We start from the raw sequence: 18,206 nt of genomic DNA, 5'->3' as shown, positions 1-18,206 counted from the left end.
GATTAGGCCCTCTCTCCAAAAAACATTTCAAAAGCAAGCGCCGTTTGAACTTTTGATTCTTCCTCAGTCAATTTTCTCACGAGCTCCATCTCCACTTGTGTCACTTCTTCGCCTTGAAAATTAATTTCTGCGATAGAAGCTAAAATGCGGACAATCGCAATCGCTTCATTGGCTGGTGTATAAGCAATCACCTTTTGGCCAGTTGGAAATACGCGAAAGCCGCTCTTGACCATTTTGCCCCGACCATACTCCAACAATTCATAGAGCTCTTGTTCGGACTTAAATTTGCACACAGAATTAAACTCAGTTGCAAAACCCATATTTTTTCCCTCCTTTCAGTGAAATTTCTACCGTGCCTTCAAAGGGCTTTACTACCAAACCTTTAAAGGCTTATTTCAAAAATTTATAACATTAATATCAACATATCAAACCTTTAAACCTTTAAACCTTTAATATCAAACCTTTAAAACATTAATATCAAACCTTTAATACATTAATATCAAACCTTTAATACATTAATATCAAACCTTTAATACATTAATATCAAACCCTTAAACCCTTTTCAAGCTTTTCGAACCCACCCAAACCCTCCCTTCCAAGGGAGGGCCCCAAGGGTTGCACCCTCTGGACACCCGCAACTGAACTAACCTAAGAGTTACACTGCGCGCGCTTTCTACTTTTGCGGGGGATCGCTTTCGTCCCTACGGGACACGCTTTACTTTTGGTGCGTTAAAAGATTAATCCTCTTAACCTTTCAAGTCATTCAAAAAATTTTCGTACTTTTCGAGCTTTCAAACTTTTCGAGCTTCACAAACTTTTCGATCCCACCCAAACCCTCCCTTCCAAGGGAGGGCCCCGAGGGTTGCACCCTCTGGACACCCGCAACTGAACTAACCTAGGAGTTACACTGCGCGCGCTTTCTACTTTTGCGGGGGATCGCTTTCGTCCCTGCGGGACACGCTTTACTTTTGGTGCGTTTTTCTCACATACCTTTAAACCCTTTCCGAGCTTTTGGGGCATTTGAAGAACAACTTGTCCATTTTAAGAAGGAAAAAAGATCTTTTACCTGTTTACCTTGGATACAAAGATAAGGATTGAAGCCCCAAAGTAAAAAATAAAAGAAATTTTTCCCCATATCATTTTTCATATGTGTACAAACAGTTATAGAAAGTTATAGAAATTATAACAAGTTAGAGATCGTTAGAAATGCATCTTACGATTGTGATGCTTCACCTGTAAAATCTATCCGTTGCTTCTCCGCGTGGCGGGAAAGAGCTAAGGAAATTAAGGTGTCTAACAATTCTTTATATGGAATGCCGGTTTCTTTCCACATAAGTGGATACATACTGATAGGTGTGAAACCAGGCAATGTGTTGACTTCGTTGATAAAAAGCTGATTGTCGCTTTTGCGAAGGAAAAAATCTACACGTGATAATCCCGAGCCATCAATGGATTGAAATGCACGAACGGCCATTTCGCGAACGGATTCTGTAAGCTCAGGCGACAAATGAGCCGGAATCTGCATCGTCGATTTTCCATCGATGTATTTGGCTTTGTAGTCATAAAATTCGTTAGAAGGCGCAATTTCGCCAGGTAAGGATGCTTTGGCATCATCATTGCCAAGTACGCTTACTTCGATCTCGCGGGCATCCACGAACTCTTCTACAATAACCTTGCGGTCAAAACGGAACGCATAGTTGATGGCATTAATAAGCTCTTCACGGTTTTTCGCTTTGGATACGCCTACACTAGAACCTAGGTTGGCTGGCTTAATAAAGCATGGATAGCCGAGTGAAACCTCGCATTCCATGATGAAGAAAGATGCGTCTCTCTCCCACTGTGTACGGTTGAAGTACCGGAAAATGCATTGCGGCAAGCCTTCTTGCGCAAATACTTTTTTCATTAGAATCTTGTCCATCCCAACGGCAGAAGCGAGAACACCCGCTCCTACGTATGGAATGTTCGCCATTTCGAACAGCCCTTGAATGGTACCATCTTCACCAAATGTTCCGTGCAGCAAAGGAAAAATCACATCAATGCGCGGCTCATCGCCAGCAGTTTTTGAGCTTCTATTCAAGCCTTGAAATAATGGAGCAAGAGCAAAGCCATTTTCCTCAGCCTCGTCTGTTGTGTTGCGTAGATCTTCTACACTGCTTGGTCGGTTATGCAAAACGGCTCCCGTTTTCCATTCGCCTTGCTTCGTAATATAAAAAGGCTTGATTTCATATTTGCTGTAGTCAAATTCACCCATTACAGCGTAAGCCGTTTGCAAAGAGACCTCATGCTCTCCCGATTTCCCCCCGTAAACTAAACCTACTCTAACCTTGCTCCCCATGGCATATCCTCCGGTACAATAATTTATAATAGATCTGCAATATGAAAAAAACGATATTTCGTTTGTTCCGTCCATGCATAGGAATCACGATAATCCCAATAACGATGCCTGCTGGAAACGGTATTCGCATTCACTAGCGGCATACCGAACGAGTCAAAAGCAGTTACGATTGTGCTGTGCTGAAAGCGATGATCACCATTCCAGTCATACGTAATGACATCCCCAAGCTGCAGCTCATCCGCAGATTGCACAACCTCTGCACGCAAGCCTGAGGTCTTTGAACCAGTTAAATAGTTGGTTATCGCGTTTGATACCGCCCAGCTGTAGCTCCACCATTCACTGCCCTTATTTCGGCCCTTATACCACCAGCCCGTTTCTCTCTTACCAGTATAGTTCATCGGAGCATTGCCTGCAAAGATGCACTGGGACACGTAATTGGTACAATTCACCTCAAAAAGCTCATACGCTGGGTTCCCCTCATTCCACCAACGATCCGCATATGCAGCAACCAAATCTCTCCTGTAACGAATACCAGATGGCCTGTGTTTGAATTGCTGTAATAGGTCATAATTTAAGTATGGTGTTGATGGCGAAGATTGTTCGCCAAATAGCTCCGAGTAATCATCGACGGTCATCCAATTGTCTACTGCTGTGCCATAACGCGGTCTTCTTTCCGATATAATTGGCTCAACACGAAGAACATTCCATGAGTGACCAGCGAGCCCTAACCAAAGACGCTCAAATTCAGATCTTTCTTCCATGTAAAAACGCCCAGACTGCTCCATTCTTCTTTTGATGTGGAGACGAATCAACACAGAGACCTCGCTTGATGATTCGTTGACGCGTATGAGCTCTGCTTTTGTTTCGCTTCCTGCTGGAAGCGCGCCTCTAAGCAAATCGCGTTCACGAAGACGCTCAAGCCTGAATCTTAGGCGATCACAATGATCGCGGTCCGTAACGTAATCGGTCAGCACAGCCGCATGCTGATTCGCTTCGGCTTGATTGTACAAGCTAATATAGCGATGAACAGCAGCTTTCCAACCTTGCAGCTTCCCTTGCTGATCGTGCGGATCGTAATCAGAGGAACGAAGCAGCGAGTTTAACTTTGACGTTTGTTGTTTTACTGGCTTTTCTTCCTGATTTGCTCTTTTTTGATTTTGCAGTGCTTGATCGCCGATTTCAGCATTTCGCTCCGCTTGCAACCCGGAAGGCGATGGCTGCTTCTGGATGGCATGCGTTACAACTTTCTGCTGCGACTTGCGCTGAGAAGCTGATGGTTTGGATGATGTTTGGTTATGCTTTTGGCCCTGAGTTCCTGGCCCCCGGTTGCCTGTTCGCGGCATAGCAATCCCTCCTTGACCTTATCGTGAGTGCAAGCGTAAACGGCTGCAGCATCTCTTTTGATGAGGCTAACTCGATTGGCGTTGAAATATAAACTTTTGGGATAGGAATCCAACTTAACCGAATTTACATTTCAATTGTAAAAGACTGCAGCTTCTCCCTTAATGCTTCATGGCCGCCGTTTCACGATGAAATATAAGTTTTTGGATTGACCTTCTCGATAGCAATCTTATATTTCAAGCCTATGCTGCTACAGCTTGCCTTTATGGCATGAGAACGTCATCAAGTATTTCGTGCTAAACTTGTCGCTGATTAACTGCTTCATTATATGAAGCACTCTGCCATTTCATGTAACATTCATTGAGGATCATTTTCAATGCCATTTCCAAGCGCATAAAGACATAATTGGACTTTACGGAAGGACTATTTTAACGATATACTATAGATATAGAAATTATGAAATAGTGTTTCACAGAATGAAACTCAGACTACAGTTAAAAGGAGAATGACGATGTCTACACAAAATCATTATTCAGTTCGCACAACGCTCGACGCTGGCGGCAAGTCTTATGCTTACTACCGTCTAGGCGGACTTGAAGAGCAAGGACTAGGCGATATTTCCAAGCTTCCTTTTTCAATTAAAGTATTGCTTGAGGCTGCTGTTCGTCAATTTGACGGACGCGCAATTACCCCTGAACATGTAAAGCAGCTTGCTACATGGGCTGACGGACGCGAAGATAAAGAAATTCCTTTCATCCCTGCTCGTATCGTTTTGCAGGATTTCACAGGCGTACCGGTTGTCGTTGACCTTGCTGCAATGCGCGACACTGTGAAAAAAGCAGGCGGAGATCCGAAAAAAATCAACCCGCTCGTACCAGTTGACCTTGTAATTGACCACTCGATCATGGTTGATGCATTTGGTTCACCTGAAGCACTTGAATACAATACTAAAGTTGAATTTGAGCGCAACGAAGAGCGTTACCGTTTCCTTCGCTGGGCACAAACAGCATTTGATAACTTCCGCGCGGTTCCACCAGGTACAGGTATCGTTCACCAAGTTAACTTGGAGTACCTTGCATCTGTTGCAGCTACAAAAACAGTTGACGGCGAAACAGTCGTATTCCCTGATTCCCTCGTAGGTACGGATTCCCACACTACGATGATCAACGGTCTAGGCGTAGTAGGCTGGGGCGTTGGCGGTATCGAGGCTGAGGCTGGTATGCTTGGTCAACCGCTTTACTTTGTAATGCCAGAAGTTATCGGCTTCAAATTGACAGGCAAACTTGCAGAAGGTTCAACTGCAACTGACCTTGCGCTTACGGTTACTCAAATTTTGCGTAAAAAAGGCGTTGTTGGTAAATTTGTTGAGTTCTTCGGCCCTGGTCTATCGAACATCAGCCTTGCTGACCGTGCAACAGTTGCCAACATGGCACCAGAATATGGCGCTACAATCGGCTTCTTCCCTGTAGATAACGAGACTCTTAGCTACTTGCGCCAAACTGGCCGCAATGAGGATCTTATTGAGCTTGTTGGCTCTTACTACAAAGCGCAAGACATGTTCCGTACAGACGAGACTCCAGATCCAGTATTCTCGGATGTTGTTGAGCTTGATCTTTCGACAATCGTTCCTTCCCTTGCAGGGCCGAAACGTCCTCAAGACCGCGTAGAGCTTACTGCAATGAAGGAATCTTTCAATAGCATCATCCGCACACCGATTGACAAAGGCGGCTACGGTCTCTCCGATGAGAAAATCGAGCAGTTCGTTACTGTTAATCATAATGACGGCCAAGTTAGCCAAATGGGTACAGGCGCAGTCGTTATCGCAGCTATTACAAGCTGTACGAACACTTCGAACCCAAGCGTAATGGTTGGCGCTGGTCTAGTTGCTAAGAAAGCAGTAGCACTTGGACTTAAGAAACCTGCTTATGTAAAAAGCTCCCTAACACCGGGCTCGCTCGTTGTTACGGAATATTTGACAAAAGCAAATCTAATCGAGCCGCTTGAAGCACTTGGCTTCCACGTTGCTGGTTACGGCTGTGCGACTTGTATCGGTAACTCCGGTCCACTTCCAGACGAAGTAAGCAAAGCGATCATCGACAATGACATGACCGTATCTGCTGTACTTTCCGGTAACCGTAACTTTGAAGGCCGTGTCCACGCACAAGTAAAAGCAAACTACTTGGCTTCTCCGCCACTAGTTATCGCTTATGCGCTTGCTGGAACGACTAACATCGATTTGACAACTGATCCAATTGGTTTCACTGAAGACAACAAGCCTGTATTCCTAAAAGATATTTGGCCAACGTCGCAAGAAATCAACGACGCAATGACAGCTGCGCTTAACCCGCAAATGTTCCGTGACAAATACGAAAACGTATTTACACAAAATGAGCGTTGGAACGCAATTTCGGTACCTAAGGGCGAAAGCTACGAGTGGGATGCAAAATCAACTTACATCCAAAACCCGCCATTCTTCGAAAACCTAAGCTCCGAGCTTTCTGATATCAAAGATATCCATACAGCAAACGTACTTGCTCTTATGGGCGATTCCGTAACAACGGATCATATCTCACCTGCTGGTAACATCACAGTTAACAGCCCAGGCGGTCAATACTTGATCGAAAACGGCGTTAAACGCGAAGACTTCAACTCTTACGGCTCACGTCGTGGTAACCATGAAGTTATGATGCGCGGTACGTTTGCGAACATTCGTATTCGTAACCAAGTGGCTCCAGGTACAGAGGGCGGCGTAACGACTTACCTTCCAACGGATGAAGTCATGTCGATCTACGATGCATCGATGAAATATCAAAACGAAGGCAAAAACCTTGTCGTTCTTGCTGGTAAAGAGTACGGTACAGGTAGCTCGCGTGACTGGGCTGCAAAAGGTACATTCCTACTAGGCGTCAAAGCTGTTATCGCTGAAAGCTTCGAGCGTATTCACCGCTCCAATCTGGTTGGTATGGGCGTATTGCCACTTCAATTCCCAGAAGGTCAAGGCTGGAAGACGCTTAACATCACTGGCCGCGAAACATTCGACATCGTTGGCTTGTCAAATGACGTTACTCCAGGTTCGCAAGTTACCGTTACGGCTACTCGCGAAGACGGCACGACATTCGACTTCCCAGCAATTGTACGTCTTGACTCGGTAGTTGACGTTGATTACTATCGCAACGGCGGTATCCTGCAAACTGTACTTCGTCAAATGATCGCTAACATGTAATAATCTGCGCATATCCTGCGCCGTATCGAAAAAAGAGCTTTGCCGATTTGTCGGCAAAGCTCTTTTTTCGTTTGTTTTTTAGCAATAGGCTTCGCTATTATCGCATAATGCTCATCTTAACGAACATACGTTCCGCTATATGTCCCATTTTGAGCATAAACCTACCTTTTTAAGACCAATAGCGTACCCAATGTCCGTTAGCCGCCCCAAAAGTTAGGATTTGAAGCAAATAACGTATCTGATGTCCGTTACAGCAAGTTTGGTTACTCAAGCTCCCAATTCCAACCTTCTTTACTTCCAATGCTCATTATGAGTTTGACTAAATTACAGCCAGCAATCTAGCCACGTTCCCCTCCCAAAGCAGGCGCGCAGCTATCACGTTAGTCCTGTAGTTTGAGTTTGAACCAAATTAAAGAAAACACCCTGCCACGATCCCCCACCCGGAGCAGGCACGTAACTATCACAATCAAATTAGTTCTCTACTGCACTTGAATCGTCATAGCTTCGCTATTATCGCATAATGCTCATCTTAACGGACATAGGTTCCGTTATTTATAACAATTAACGTCCAAAACAAATTTAACGGACATACGTTCCGCTATTTGTCCCATTTCGAGCATAAACCTACCTTTTTAAGACTAATAGCGTACCCTATGTCCATTAGCCACTCCAAAAGTAAGGAAAAGGAGCAAATAGCGTATCTGATGTCCGTTACCCTCTCTAAAAAAGCAAAACCCCGGAGCATTCGCTCCATCCGATTTGATCACTAAATGCTGTAATTCATATACTCCAATCATTCGTGGAGCATAGCTGCTTGTTAAAAACCTAGATGCAGCAACCGCTAGCTAAGCATCATCCCAGCAAAGGCGTAGCTTAAACGGGATACACTACCCAACAACCCTAATGTGTTTAAATAAAAACAGCAGGCCCGAGGATCACCTCATGCCTGCTGTTTCTTTTATGACTATAGAATCATCGTACCCATCCGTTTAGCGGACTCCATCATGACCGGGGCGTATTCCCTCATCGTTTCCATCGTCATCCTGCTGGCTGGACCCGACACGGATAATGCAGCAGCGAGCTTGCCGGTACGGTTAAAGATAGGCGCCGAAAGCGCCGCTGCTCCCGGTTCCCGTTCCTCGAAGCTTGTGGCATATCCCTGCATACAAATCTCTTCGAGCTGCTGCTTGTATTGATCCAAATCCAGAGAGTACAGCCAAGCTGGATCTCCAAAAATGCTTTCCTGTACGATCGGATCTGAATAAGCGATTAGCACCTTGCTCGATGCACCTGCATAAAGCGGCAGTCTCACGCCTACAGGCGCTACCCGCCTAACGGGTTGATTGCTTTGCACGGCTTGCATACGAATCCGCTCAGAGCCGTCTCTTACGTATATGCTAACGGTCTCGCCCAGCTGGTCGCGTAAACGCTCCATCTCAGGCAGCCAAATTGTTGCTTGATCATCTGAACGTGATAAATGGGCTGACAGCTCCCACATTTTTAAACCCAAATGATATCGGTCTGTCGAGCGATCGCGCTCGATGAAGCCTTTCTCTTCGAGCGTGGCGAGCATCCGGTGCACCGTGCTTTTGTGCAGGCCAACCTGTTCGGCAATCTCAGTCATTGCCCAGTCTGTTTTTGAAATAAAACACAGCAATATATCAAGCGCCCGATCCACTGCTCGAACCGTCGATTTTCCATCTTCCATGCAGCCACAGCTCCCTCTCCAAAAGTTTCATCCAATGAAACCGATTCTCATTCAGTATAACTCATCGCTTCCATTATCGTAAAGAACAGTTGTTTACATTACAGTAATATTACAAATGATTAACATTACCTCGACAACAATTGACAGGCTTATAGGACCGGACTACGATAAAAGTACTAGATAAGAAAAGCGCTTACAACGTTCCGAATAGATGAGTCTAATGGACGGTTACTTACAGAGGGAGGACAACGACATGAGCACGACTATAATGACACCATTGCCACTTGAAGGCGGATTTCCAAAAAACCTTCATCCCTTCCCGCTTGGCGATTCGGATAACCTGTCCCAATTGCGCAAAACCAAAAGCCGCAGCAAGCATTTGCTGGTTGCTTCCATTGCTTCCCTTACGGCAATGTGTTTAATTGCTGTCATTATTTTTCATGGCTATGTCGCATGGATGCTTGCATACCCTTATGTAGCCCCACTCTCCTCTAATCCGCAAGCGGCTATCGGCCTAGATTACGAGGATGTCATTTTCCCTAGCAAAAGCGGCAATACGACGGTCAGCGGCTGGTTCATCCCTGCAGAGAGTGATGCAAGTGTAGCGGCTCCTTCAGCACGAACTGTTGTTTTCAGCCACGGTTATGGCGCTAATCGCGAAGAATCATGGGTACCGATGTATGAGCTCTCGAAGCTGCTGCACGGTTTAAACTATAATATATTGTTGTTTGACTACGGCTATGCATCTAAGGAGTACAAAGCTCCGGCCACTGGCGGCCTTGAGGAGTCACAACAGCTGCTTGCTGCAGTAGATTATGCAAAATCACGCGGAGCGGAGGACATCGTCGTCTGGGGCTTCTCAATGGGTGCAGGAACGGCACTGCAAGCAGGACTGCAGACCGATGAAATTGATGCCATGATACTTGACAGTCTTTTCATCCCGAGCCCCGAGGCATTATTTGATAACTTGAATCAATTTGTTTCATTGCCGCAGTTCTCTTTGCCGCTTATTGAATCGATGATCCCCCTTTGGACGGGTACAAGCTTTGGATCTATTCCGGCAAGCGAGGTTTTATCTAACGTTTACGATATCCCGTTATTTATCATCCACGGCACAGAAGATTCAAAGGCGCCTTACCAAACCGCAGAAGCTATTGCTGAAGGGCAAGGCAACGTTCTATCTCGTTCTTGGATTGTTCCCGAAGGCAAGCACGAATTGCTGTTCCAAGTTCATCCGAGCGAATATATCCAAAGAGCAGCCCTATTTCTAAGCCAAGTCGATCAACAGCTCCAAGCAGAACGAACATAATAATGAAGCACGACATAAGCCCGCTTACCAACGAATACATCTAACATAGATGCATTTGTTGCGAAAAAGGGAGGCGATGGTCGTGCTTTTTGTTTATGGAACGCTCATGCCCGTTCGCGTAATGGAATTAGTTAGACATTGGAAGCTGCAAGAGAAAGAGCATATCGCTGTTATTTTGCAGGCAGCGCCTGAGATGGAGCGTCAGTATGTTCAGCTTCTCCAAGCATGGGAGCCTGTTTTCACCAATACCGCTCAATATACTAATCAATGGCTGGATGAATGGCTTCCCATTCCGTCACGCTTGCCATCCTATATGGAACAAACGATTGAAGCGGTTGTAGAGACATCTCTTGAACAATCAAGAACGTATGTCGATCAACTCAGACAGCTAAATGAGCGCACCGCGTCGGCTTCTTCTGATGTTACCAAATCCGTCATCTCCCACGCCATTCGTGAATCCAACTATTATATCGGCCTAATGAGCTCCTATCGCCAAAAGGTAACCAACTCAGGCAATAATCAGCACCGTGCCATTGTCCAGCAAGTCCCCATCGGGGGACATACACTACCTCCTCTGCCCTATGCTTACAGTGCCCTCGAGCCTTATATCGATGAGCATACGATGCGAATCCATCATGATATACACCATCAGTCCTATGTCGATGGTCTAAATGAAGCGGAATTGCAGCTCAAAATCGCACGAGAGACGAATCAATTTGAGCTGGTTAAGCATTGGGAGCGAGAGCTTGCTTTTAACGGTGCCGGCCACTATTTACATACTCTTTTCTGGAGCATCATGACACCCTATGGTGGAGGTGAGCCGATAGGAGCTTTGAGCCAGCAAATCCGAAATGATTTTGGCAGCTTCTCCGCCTTTAAGAATCAATTTAGCAAGGCAGCGGCGAAGGTGGAGGGCAGCGGCTGGGCGATTCTAGTTTGGAGTCCACGCAGCAGCCGGCTTGAAATATTAACCGCAGAGAAACATCAGAATTTATCACAATGGGATGTTGTGCCTTTGTTAGCCTTGGATGTGTGGGAGCATGCCTATTATTTAAAACATCAAAACAAGCGGCCTGAGTATATTCAAGATTGGTGGAATGTCGTGAATTGGACGTTCGTTAGTGATCGATTTGAAGAAGCTCGAAAGCTTGTGTGGGTGCCATTCTAATCTATTCAGAAAAAAAAGCCCGACACGGGAGCTGGGGACTAAACTGACCCCGGTTCACTGTCGGACTTTTTCAAAATATAAGAAAGTATATTAATTTTCTCATACTTATCTTATATTTCACCGTCAAAGCTGCTTCAGCATCCAGAGGACGCTGAAGGCGTTTTTGCTTGTTTATATCGTCTATTGCTTTAATAATGTCAAAAACTCGGAACGAAGCGCAGGATTGCTGCGGAAGTCGCCTCTTACCGCAGACGTTACGGTCATGCTGCCAGGCTTCTTCACCCCGCGTGAGCACATGCACAAATGCTCACCTTCCACGACGACCATGACGCCATGCGGCTGCAGCTCCTCAGTAAGGATATCCGCAATTTGTGATGTAATCCGCTCTTGCACCTGCAGGCGGCGAGTAATCGCCTCTACGAGTCTAGCAAGCTTGCTAAGACCAGCGATTTTGCCGCTAGGAATGTAGCCAATATGCGCTTTTCCGAAAAACGGCGCCATATGATGCTCGCACTGACTGTAATAAATGATATCTTTTACAATGACAAGCTCTTCATGCTGCTCATCGAACGTAACGCCCAGCACCTCACGAGGATCAACCTCATATCCGGCAAAAATCTCCTCATACATTCGAGTCACACGAGCGGGTGTTTCCAGCAAGCCTTCACGCTCTACATCTTCACCGACAAGTTTCAATATTTCTCTTATGTGATGTTCAATTTGCTCCCGGTTGCTCGAAACACTCGAATTGACGTAATCTTTCTTTCCCGCCATTTCTGAACTCTCCTTCCGGTCCCCCCGCGTCTTTCTTTATCTGCGAGGCATCTTTTGGTTTTTCATCATGTGCTGCGCTTTTTGCATTTGTTGCTTATTCAGATTGTAGCCCATTTGCTTCGCCATTTTCTGAATCATTTCTGGATCATTTTGCATTTTCTCAAGCTGCTTCCGCAGATAGAATACGCCTACAAAAAAGCCCCCAACAGCTCCTGCAATTAAAGTAACAATTGGTACAACAATGTTCACCCACGACATACCTTTCACCTGACCCTTTCCAAATCTCCTGCTGTGTATAATGTTCCCATGATAGCATGTTCACCTCTTGTTCGCAATGAACATGCTGACGCTCCGCTTAACCTTTTTGTGACAATTTTTGATGCTCTATTTCGCACTCTTTTCCAGATCAAGCAGCGCGATTTTAATAGGAAGACCTCCGCCATAACCAATCATTTGGCCGCTTACCCCAATCACGCGATGACAAGGCACGATGATCGAGACAGGGTTGCGATTGTTCGCTCCACCTACGGCACGCATAGCTCCAGGCTGATCCAGCATCACAGCGATATCCTTATAAGTACGCGTTTCCCCATAAGGAATTTGCTGCAAAGCTGCCCACACCTTCTGCTGAAACGGTGTGCCATACATTTGAATAGGCAGATCGAATTGCTGAAGCTCTCTGGCAAAATAAAGCGCCAACTGCCTTGCTGCTTCATTCAGCTGTTCATGAGAGGCTGCTTCGACCCGCGTAATATCCGCGCCAACGTGCCCAAATACACGCTTCGTCCACTGCTCTAGTTTCTCTAATGCCGTATCGTAAGGAGCAAAGTCCAAGTGGCAAATCCCTTTGTCCGTTGCCGTTAACGTCATCGGCCCGATAGGCGAATCGATCTCAGCCGTATAAAGTCGTTCACTCACTTGCGCCACCTGCTTCCAAGGTCTCTTTTGGAATCGTGCTTAATTGAGCAATGGCATTCGCAATCGCCTGCAGTGCTTCCTCATCCGTTTCCTTCACTGATGCTCCAAGCAAAGCAGACTTTGCCTGCTCGCCGCCAATTCGCGCAAGCGACCATGCAGCTGTTCCGCGGAGCACCGGGCGAGGATCCTGCTCCAGCACCTTGATCAAATCCGGCACTGCGCTAGCCTCTTTAAAGTTGCCGAGCGCGATTACTGCATTGCGCTGAATCGGCTTCTTGCCCCTCCAAGCGGAGGATGTTCGGCCATATCTGTCTTGAAACTCCTTGTTGCCTATCGTTAGAAGCGGTACGAGCAGCGGCTTTACTAATTCCATATCCGGCTGCAGCTCTGGTTGATGCGTCCAGTTTTTGCCGCGGTTTATCGGACAGACCGTCTGGCAAGTATCACAGCCATAAAGCCGATTGCCGATTTTTCGCATGAACTCGTCCGATATCATTCCCTTCGTTTGTGTGACAAAGGAGATGCAGCGGCTTGAATTCAATTGACCCGGTCCAACTAGTGCATCCGTCGGGCAAGCGTCAATACATTTGGTGCAGCTGCCGCAGCTTTCCGTTATCGGTTCATCCGGTTCAAATGGAACATTGGTAATCATCTCACCGAGGTAAATCCACGAGCCGAGCTCGGGCGATATAATTGCGCAGTTTTTTGCGCTCCAGCCAATGCCTGCACGCTCAGCAACGGCGCGATCCGACAATGCGCCGGTATCGACCATGCTTTCCACGCGCAAATCCGGCATCCGCTCCCTTAGCCATGCTTCCAGCTTAGCAAGCCGATCACGCAACACTTTATGGTAATCTTCTCCCCAAGCTGAACGTGACATAATGCCTCGCCTTGCACCCGGCTCTGATTTAGGAGGGTCCTTCAGCTTGGATGGATAGGCAATGGCTATTGCAATAATCGACTGCGGATTTTCAAACAACAGCGCTGGATTCGTTCTTTTCTCAATGTCAGGCTCCTCGAAGCCAGACTCTCTTCCGAGCTCGCGGTGCCTAAGCAAAATTTGCTTTAATGATGTGAATGGATCCGCCGAAGCGATCCCTATCTTGTCGATGCCGAGGCTTGGTGCCGCCGCAATCATCTCTTCCTTCAGCTTTGCCCATCTATCTGTCATCATCTATAACCTTTTAATTGCTTCACGAGCCAGCTCGTCACAACGATTATTCCATTCATTATCGCTATGGCCTTTTACCTTTACGTATTCTACTTTATGACGCTGCATAAGCTCCCAAAGCGCTTTCCAAAGCTCTTGGTTCTCAACAGGTTCCTTCTTGCTGTTCTTCCAGCCGTTGCGCAGCCAGCCGTTTATCCAGCCTTTCTGGAAGCAATTCACGACATATGCTGAATCACTATACACCGTCACCTTACAGGGCTCCTTAAGCAGCTTCAACCCTTCGATTACTGCTTGGATTTCCATACGATTGTTCGTCGAGTGTTTCTCTCCACCTGAAATTTCTTTCTGATGAACGCCAAAAAACAGCACTGCTCCCCAGCCGCCCGGCCCCGGATTACCGGAGCATGCACCGTCCGTATAGATCATAACGTCCTTCATAAGAATCCCTCCTAAAGGTTTGCGAATGCAAACCTACTTCGTAAGCAGCAGCTTTTCACACACAAAGTGATTAAAGCGCTCTTATCTTTTTGTAAGGCCATAAAATATAATCGGCTCTGCCGCGAATAAGCTCTTCTGGCACAGCGTGAAACGTCCGGCTGTCCAAGCTCGCCCTAGCATGTCGATTATCCCCCATTACAAAATAGTTTCCTTCACTTATTACTTCTGGCCCGTAGCTCATATCTTCTATTAATGAATCCGTGTAAGGCTCGTCCACTAGCTCGCCGTTACGGTACAATTGTTTATTATGGATTTCAATACGATCACCGGAAACCCCAACGATCCTTTTTACAAGAAACTTTTCCTCGTCTTCCCCCATATCCGGTTCCTTCAAAATAACGACATCACCAACCTTAGGCTTGCCGACCAGGTATACAAATTTATTAACAAACAGCCACTCATGCTCCGTTAACGTCGGCTCCATCGAATGACCTTCTACCTTCGAGAGGTTAAATACAAAAAAATGCAGAAGCAGCACCACAGCAAATGCAACAACCAATGTTTTCGACCAATCAAGCAGTTCTGCGAGCCAATTGGAGCGATTGCTTGCAACAGTATGGGCAGATAATCCCGCATCTACACTGATTCCTGCTTTTTCATTACTTGGCTTGCGATTCTGGTCCTCAAGGCTCATTGTTCCACCTCTTCACTTCGTTTCAGCCAATCCTGATAATACTTCAGCACGAGCTGATCCTGAAAAGGCGATTGCCCTTGATCCATCCGCTTCAAAAGCGCATCAAGACCCTCATGCACCTTTTCTTCGACCATTTTCGGATAGTGGTAAGCCGCTTTGTGCATCTCATATTCGTCTTGATCGACGACTGTTCTTCCACCATCAACTGTACGAATAACGTCCAAATCGTAATCGATATAGGTAAGCACATCACCCTGAATGTACAGCGGTGAGGCAATATTGCAATAATAGCGGACGCCTCCGTCCTCTAGCAGAGCCACAACATTGAACCACTGCCCCGGTATAAAAAAGGAGACTGCTGGGACGCGGCTGATCCATATCTTACCATCAGACTCTTGAATCGGCGTTTGACGGTTTATGAGCACCTTAATGGATTCCGCTTTATGCTGCTCGTCAAGCAGCTCATCAGGCACAAGCCAATTCTGTTGCCATATACGGTGAATGTGACCGTTATGTTTGAAGCTTTTGATGACACAGTGCCGATATGGTTCCATCCCGTTCTCCTCATAAATGTATATAGTAATAAGAAAAGCATATCTGACCGCCAAAAGCAATGGCGATGCAGATATGCCCTGCGTACAACTTACATGCAGTAAAGTTCGCGTTAACCAGCTACAATGCTCAATTTCTGAAAAGATCTGATAAAATCGTTGGCTACATACCCCATCGACTCGTACAGCGGTAAAACTGGCTCGTTGTGCTCGTCCGCGGTAATTAGTATCTTTGTGACACGGCGCTGTTCGAAGCGCTGGCGCAATGCCTGGATAAGCGTTTTACCGATTCCTTTCCTTTGGTGGAGAGGAGATACAGCAATTCGATAATAATAACCTTTGTTATTATCAATCGTACCGATAATCATGCCCACAATTTCGGAATTTTCGACAGCGACTAATACTAAATCACTATCCCATGACAACTGGCGGGCAAAAGCTTCCATCGTTTGTTCGTAGCACTCTTCTGTTAGAACCTCTTCAAGCAGTGCTGTAATTGATCGGTAATCGGACAACTGGAAGGAACGAACATTCATTAAAATTACACCTTCTATACCATGTCATAGTATTGCATTTAAAATATATTACGACAAAATCAAACGAAATCCTGCTTCAATCTTTAATATTCCTTAAAAAAATTAAAGAAATCATCAATTATCTCGTGTAAACGCTTAATATTAAGCGCTTACAACAATTTAATCCATTTATTTCTCTATAAATGCAGTTCTATCTTCCTAATCTGTATATTTTAGCTAGCGTCGAGATACCCTATTTTAGGTTATGTTTGATCGTTTTAGCCCATTCGACTTTTGAAACAATAATGTTGATTTATTCAATCGGATAAGGGATAATGGACTTGGATAACTACATATAATTAGGAGGCTGTAAAAAATGGCACATCAACTACCTGCTTTGCCGTACGCGCACAACGCACTTGAGCCGCATATCGATGCGACTACAATGGAAATTCACCACGGCCGTCACCATAACGCTTACGTGACTAACCTTAACGCTGCTTTGGAGTCCGCTCCAGAATTGCAAAGCAAATCAATCGAAGATTTGATCTCCGATCTTGCTAGCGTTCCTGAAGCAATCCGTACTGCTGTTCGCAACAACGGCGGCGGACATGCTAACCACAGCTTGTTCTGGGAAACAATCGCTCCAAACGCTGGCGGAGCACCTACTGGCGCTCTTGCAGCAGCAATTGAAAGCGAGCTAGGCGGCTTTGAAGCTTTCAAAGCTGACTTCGCAAAAGCAGCAACAACACGTTTCGGCAGCGGCTGGGCATTCCTAGCAGTTGCAAACGGCAAATTGAAAGTATACAGCTTGCCAAACCAAGACAGCCCGATCATGGAAGGCGAAACGCCAATCCTAGGTCTTGATGTATGGGAGCACGCTTACTACCTGAACTACCAAAACAAACGCCCTGATTACATCGCAGCGTTCTGGAACGTAGTTAACTGGGATGAAGTTGGCAAACGTTACGAAGCAGCTGTTAAATAATATTGTTTTTCCAAGCCGGCGCTTGCCTCTTTAATGAGGCAAGCGCCGGCTTTTTTTATTTTTTTATGGTGCGTATAAGGTGCTGGGTGTTGGAGTGGAAAGTTGCTTAAGTGCAGGGAAAAAGAGTGGAATGCTGACAATGCGCATAAGGCACGGAGTTCGAGTTGGAATACAATGCTGCTAATGCAAGTTGAGGTACAACTCTGCCTATCTGCTTCTATTGCAGGAAGTTTAAATACAGCTCATTAATTGTTGGCGTAATATACTAGTCCAACAAACGAATGATTTCTTTTGCGTAAGTGTCCCAAGCTTTGTTATCGGTGTTGATTTCTAGAGTAGGAATGACTGAGTTTGCTGCTGCTTTTCGCAGTTTCAATTGAGTTGCTACCAGTTCATCTGCTGCTGCTTTAATTTCTTCACTACTCTTATTCGACCATTCATCAGGCGTGCGGCTTTGAATTCTTAGTTCAGCTATTTCCGGTGATATCGTTAATAATGCACATTTTGCCCCAAAGTGTAAGAGTTCCTTTTCGATAGCTTCAATTTCATTATTTGTTTTATCAGAATAGGCGACTCTATGATTTAAATGAAACCTTTCTAGTATAAAGAATACACCTCGCGAGCCGCGTGAAGCTCTCCCTAGCTTAGTTGACCATTCTTCTAATTGCCTCAGCATAGCAACTCTTTCACTCAACAATTGGAGATGCTCTTCGTGACTTGATGTTATAAACTGACCACGTACGTTGTGCAGCACCTGTGAATAATGCTCGCTTAAAACGATAACACTTCGCTCAGCTGATTCGTCCTGCGCTTGCATTAGCTTTAACGACTTCAATACCGATGTTTTACCCGCATTCGAAAATCCTTCCAAAATAATGCCCCGCAGTTGATTCACGCAACAACCACCTTCTGTAATTATTTTCATATCATTATATAGGGACAGTTTCGCTATAGGCAAATATATACAATTGATAGACATAGCGTGGCAGAGTGTATTCATTTATCTTCCGAATAGCTAGCCTGTAACTGGATAGAGGTTAGGTTGACCTCATTAGTATCATAGGAGTTTTTAC

The 18,206-nt window shown here is 45.7% G+C and carries 17 protein-coding genes; 4 read left to right on the top strand and 13 right to left on the bottom strand.

Annotated features, from left to right (window positions below):
* Positions 1–2 precede the first annotated feature (2 nt).
* The 3 genes from AC1DOV_RS03250 to AC1DOV_RS03240 form a co-directional block, all read right to left on the bottom strand.
* Positions 3–320, bottom strand: a complete 318-nt coding sequence (locus AC1DOV_RS03250; protein WP_054026471.1) for a hypothetical protein — start codon at positions 318–320, stop codon at positions 3–5.
* Positions 321–1,213: 893 nt separating this feature from the next.
* Positions 1,214–2,335, bottom strand: a complete 1,122-nt coding sequence (locus tag AC1DOV_RS03245; protein WP_477549156.1) for a D-alanine--D-alanine ligase — start codon at positions 2,333–2,335, stop codon at positions 1,214–1,216.
* 23 nt (positions 2,336–2,358) lie between these two features.
* Positions 2,359–3,678 (bottom strand): amidase domain-containing protein, encoded by a 1,320-nt coding sequence (locus tag AC1DOV_RS03240; protein ID WP_477512572.1) that lies wholly within the window; start codon positions 3,676–3,678, stop codon positions 2,359–2,361.
* Positions 3,679–4,187: 509 nt separating this feature from the next.
* On the opposite strand from AC1DOV_RS03240, the gene acnA reads away from it, so the two are divergent.
* Positions 4,188–6,899: an aconitate hydratase AcnA gene (acnA, locus tag AC1DOV_RS03235; protein WP_076271908.1), complete on the top strand. Its 2,712-nt coding sequence runs from the start codon at positions 4,188–4,190 to the stop codon at positions 6,897–6,899.
* A gap of 964 nt (positions 6,900–7,863) precedes the next feature.
* Here acnA and AC1DOV_RS03230 read toward each other — a convergent pair.
* The gene (locus tag AC1DOV_RS03230; RefSeq protein WP_477549155.1) at positions 7,864–8,607 is read right to left on the bottom strand and encodes an IclR family transcriptional regulator; all 744 of its coding nucleotides are present in this window, start codon (positions 8,605–8,607) and stop codon (positions 7,864–7,866) included.
* A 253-nt stretch (positions 8,608–8,860) separates the two neighbouring features.
* Here AC1DOV_RS03230 and AC1DOV_RS03225 point away from each other — a divergent pair, with 253 nt between their 5' ends.
* Complete coding sequence (locus AC1DOV_RS03225) at positions 8,861–9,916, top strand: alpha/beta hydrolase (RefSeq protein WP_441885124.1); 1,056 nt, start codon at positions 8,861–8,863, stop codon at positions 9,914–9,916.
* An 82-nt stretch (positions 9,917–9,998) separates the two neighbouring features.
* Entirely contained in the window at positions 9,999–11,084 is a 1,086-nt protein-coding gene (locus tag AC1DOV_RS03220; RefSeq protein ID WP_477549154.1) for a Fe-Mn family superoxide dismutase, read from the top strand.
* 180 nt (positions 11,085–11,264) lie between these two features.
* Here AC1DOV_RS03220 and folE read toward each other — a convergent pair whose 3' ends face one another.
* From folE to AC1DOV_RS03180, 8 genes are all read right to left on the bottom strand, one after another.
* Positions 11,265–11,858: a GTP cyclohydrolase I FolE gene (folE, locus tag AC1DOV_RS03215; protein ID WP_477549153.1), complete on the bottom strand. Its 594-nt coding sequence runs from the start codon at positions 11,856–11,858 to the stop codon at positions 11,265–11,267.
* Between the two features lie 36 nt (positions 11,859–11,894).
* Positions 11,895–12,116, bottom strand: coding sequence for a YneF family protein (locus tag AC1DOV_RS03210; protein WP_053372732.1), 222 nt, complete (start codon positions 12,114–12,116; stop codon positions 11,895–11,897).
* A 126-nt stretch (positions 12,117–12,242) separates the two neighbouring features.
* Positions 12,243–12,776 carry a methylated-DNA--[protein]-cysteine S-methyltransferase gene (locus AC1DOV_RS03205; RefSeq protein ID WP_477549152.1) on the bottom strand — a complete coding sequence of 178 codons (534 nt, stop codon included), beginning with the start codon at positions 12,774–12,776 and terminating at the stop codon, positions 12,243–12,245.
* Positions 12,769–13,950 carry a tRNA epoxyqueuosine(34) reductase QueG gene (gene queG, locus AC1DOV_RS03200; protein ID WP_477549151.1) on the bottom strand — a complete coding sequence of 394 codons (1,182 nt, stop codon included), beginning with the start codon at positions 13,948–13,950 and terminating at the stop codon, positions 12,769–12,771. The genes AC1DOV_RS03205 and queG overlap by 8 nt, the downstream gene beginning before the upstream one ends.
* Positions 13,951–14,385, bottom strand: coding sequence for a ribonuclease HI (gene rnhA / locus AC1DOV_RS03195; RefSeq protein WP_477512568.1), 435 nt, complete (start codon positions 14,383–14,385; stop codon positions 13,951–13,953). It abuts the gene before it with no gap.
* Between the two features lie 70 nt (positions 14,386–14,455).
* Positions 14,456–15,079, bottom strand: coding sequence for a signal peptidase I (gene lepB / locus AC1DOV_RS03190; protein WP_477512567.1), 624 nt, complete (start codon positions 15,077–15,079; stop codon positions 14,456–14,458).
* Entirely contained in the window at positions 15,076–15,633 is a 558-nt protein-coding gene (locus AC1DOV_RS03185) for a DUF402 domain-containing protein (RefSeq protein ID WP_477512566.1), read from the bottom strand. The genes lepB and AC1DOV_RS03185 overlap by 4 nt, the downstream gene beginning before the upstream one ends.
* A 110-nt stretch (positions 15,634–15,743) precedes the next feature.
* Positions 15,744–16,166 (bottom strand): GNAT family N-acetyltransferase, encoded by a 423-nt coding sequence (locus AC1DOV_RS03180; protein ID WP_339206861.1) that lies wholly within the window; start codon positions 16,164–16,166, stop codon positions 15,744–15,746.
* 355 nt (positions 16,167–16,521) lie between these two features.
* Here AC1DOV_RS03180 and AC1DOV_RS03175 point away from each other — a divergent pair, with 355 nt between their 5' ends.
* The gene (locus AC1DOV_RS03175) at positions 16,522–17,133 is read left to right on the top strand and encodes a superoxide dismutase (RefSeq protein WP_076268860.1); all 612 of its coding nucleotides are present in this window, start codon (positions 16,522–16,524) and stop codon (positions 17,131–17,133) included.
* 265 nt (positions 17,134–17,398) lie between these two features.
* Here the strand turns inward: AC1DOV_RS03175 and AC1DOV_RS03170 are convergent, their stop codons facing one another.
* Positions 17,399–18,028, bottom strand: coding sequence for a hypothetical protein (locus tag AC1DOV_RS03170; RefSeq protein ID WP_477512564.1), 630 nt, complete (start codon positions 18,026–18,028; stop codon positions 17,399–17,401).
* Positions 18,029–18,206 lie beyond the last annotated feature (178 nt).

This window comes from Paenibacillus sp. 01T47, from assembly GCF_056398245.1.
The sequence above is the reverse complement of the archived record's forward strand: the minus strand, read 5'-3'. Positions and strand labels throughout refer to the sequence as shown.

Bases quoted from the DNA above. Each gene is read 5' to 3' on its own strand.
- AC1DOV_RS03180 (WP_339206861.1), bottom strand. From the start codon at position 16,166: ATGAATGTTCGTTCCTTCCAGTTGTCCGATTACCGATCAATTACAGCA.
- AC1DOV_RS03245 (WP_477549156.1), bottom strand. From the start codon at position 2,335: ATGGGGAGCAAGGTTAGAGTAGGTTTAGTTTACGGGGGGAAATCGGGA.
- AC1DOV_RS03230 (WP_477549155.1), bottom strand. From the start codon at position 8,607: ATGGAAGATGGAAAATCGACGGTTCGAGCAGTGGATCGGGCGCTTGAT.
- lepB (WP_477512567.1), bottom strand. From the start codon at position 15,079: ATGAGCCTTGAGGACCAGAATCGCAAGCCAAGTAATGAAAAAGCAGGA.
- AC1DOV_RS03185 (WP_477512566.1), bottom strand. From the start codon at position 15,633: ATGGAACCATATCGGCACTGTGTCATCAAAAGCTTCAAACATAACGGT.
- acnA (WP_076271908.1), top strand. From the start codon at position 4,188: ATGTCTACACAAAATCATTATTCAGTTCGCACAACGCTCGACGCTGGC.
- AC1DOV_RS03210 (WP_053372732.1), bottom strand. From the start codon at position 12,116: ATGTCGTGGGTGAACATTGTTGTACCAATTGTTACTTTAATTGCAGGA.
- AC1DOV_RS03175 (WP_076268860.1), top strand. From the start codon at position 16,522: ATGGCACATCAACTACCTGCTTTGCCGTACGCGCACAACGCACTTGAG.
- AC1DOV_RS03250 (WP_054026471.1), bottom strand. From the start codon at position 320: ATGGGTTTTGCAACTGAGTTTAATTCTGTGTGCAAATTTAAGTCCGAA.
- AC1DOV_RS03240 (WP_477512572.1), bottom strand. From the start codon at position 3,678: ATGCCGCGAACAGGCAACCGGGGGCCAGGAACTCAGGGCCAAAAGCAT.
- folE (WP_477549153.1), bottom strand. From the start codon at position 11,858: ATGGCGGGAAAGAAAGATTACGTCAATTCGAGTGTTTCGAGCAACCGG.
- rnhA (WP_477512568.1), bottom strand. From the start codon at position 14,385: ATGAAGGACGTTATGATCTATACGGACGGTGCATGCTCCGGTAATCCG.
- AC1DOV_RS03225 (WP_441885124.1), top strand. From the start codon at position 8,861: ATGAGCACGACTATAATGACACCATTGCCACTTGAAGGCGGATTTCCA.
- queG (WP_477549151.1), bottom strand. From the start codon at position 13,950: ATGATGACAGATAGATGGGCAAAGCTGAAGGAAGAGATGATTGCGGCG.